At 70.3% G+C, this 1,503-nt stretch carries 1 protein-coding gene; it reads left to right on the top strand.

Annotated features, from left to right (window positions below; genetic code table 11):
• Positions 1 to 280 precede the first annotated feature (280 nt).
• The coding region (locus tag D7Y21_RS41175) for a DEAD/DEAH box helicase (protein WP_233612506.1) at positions 281 to 1,503 on the top strand (1,223 nt) is incomplete at its 3' end.

Below are 1,503 nucleotides of genomic sequence, written 5' to 3'. Positions count from 1 at the left end.
CAACAGCCCTGTCCGAAATCTCCACAGCGGCCGGGGGCAGGCGGGCGGGGAGGATTTCCCGGGACATTGCCTCCCGTTGCAGGCAGTGTGGCCGGACCCTGGGCGGCACCGGGAATCGTTCCGGAGGCTCAGGGGTTCCAAGTCGTTCGCAGGTGCCTCGGGCCGTTGATTGGCCTGACCGCGTACCGCCAGGCGCCCCCGCAATACCGCGAGAGGGTGCGCTGCGCGGTCGGTCCCCCGCCTGAGGGGGAGTGCGCCGACCCATCTCATACGGAATTTCATGACTTTCGACGAACTGCAGTTGACCGATTCGCTCCTCAAGGCCGTCAAGGCGGAGGGCTACACCACGCCGACGCCCATCCAGGCGAAGGCGATTCCCCATGCCCTGGCGGGCAAGGACGTGCTGGGCGTGGCCCAGACGGGCACGGGCAAGACGGCGGCGTTCGCGCTGCCCATCCTCCAGCGTCTGTCGGCGAAGGCGCCCGCGGGCGGCGCGCGTCCGGTGCGCTGCCTGGTGCTGACGCCCACGCGTGAGCTGGCCAGCCAGGTGAGTGACAGCTTCGTCACCTACGGCAAGAACCTGCCCCTGCGCCACGCGGTGGTGTTCGGCGGCGTGGGCCAGAATCCGCAGGTCCAGGCGCTGCGCCAGGGCGTGGACATCCTGGTGGCGACGCCGGGGCGACTGCTGGATCTCATCGACCAGGGGTTCGTGACCCTGCGCGCGCTGGAAGTGTTCGTGCTGGACGAGGCGGACCGCATGCTGGACATGGGGTTCATCCACGACGTGCGGCGGGTCATCAAGGTGCTGCCGCAGGTGCGCCAGACGCTGTTCTTCAGCGCGACGCTGCCGCCGGACATCATGGACCTGGCGCGCAACATCCTGAAGGATCCGGTGCGTGTGGAGGTGTCGCCCGCGTCCAGCACGGCGGATACCGTGAGCCAGCAGGTGTACTTCGTGGAGCGCGAGGAGAAGCGCGCGCTGCTCACGCACCTGCTCCAGGACGCGAAGGTGATTCCGCGCGCGCTGGTGTTCACGCGCACGAAGCACGGCGCCAACCGCGTGGCCAAGCAGCTGACGGCGGCGGGCGTGCGCGCGGACGCCATCCACGGCAACAAGAGCCAGAACGCCCGTGAGCGCGCGCTGGACGAGTTCCGCGCCGGCACCCTGCGGGTGCTGGTGGCCACGGACATCGCGGCGCGAGGCATCGACATCGACGGGCTGTCGCACGTGTTCAACTACGACCTGCCCAACGTGCCGGAGCAGTACGTGCACCGCATCGGCCGCACGGGCCGCGCGGGCGCCAGCGGCCAGGCCGTGTCCTTCTGCGACTCCGAGGAGCGCGCGTACCTGCGCGACATCGAGCGCACCATCCGCCGCAGCGTGCCGGTGGTGGCGGACGCCGCGTTCCGCTCGCACCTGCCGCCTCCCCTGCCCGGTGACGTGGAGGAAAGCCGTCCTCCGATGAACCGGGGTGGCCGGGGCCAGTCGCGCGGTGGTGGCGG

Source organism: Corallococcus sp. AB045, assembly GCF_003668895.1.
Classification (GTDB): Bacteria; Myxococcota; Myxococcia; order Myxococcales; family Myxococcaceae; genus Corallococcus; species Corallococcus coralloides.
Note: the sequence above shows the minus strand (reverse complement) of the source record. Positions and strands in the feature narration are given on the sequence as shown.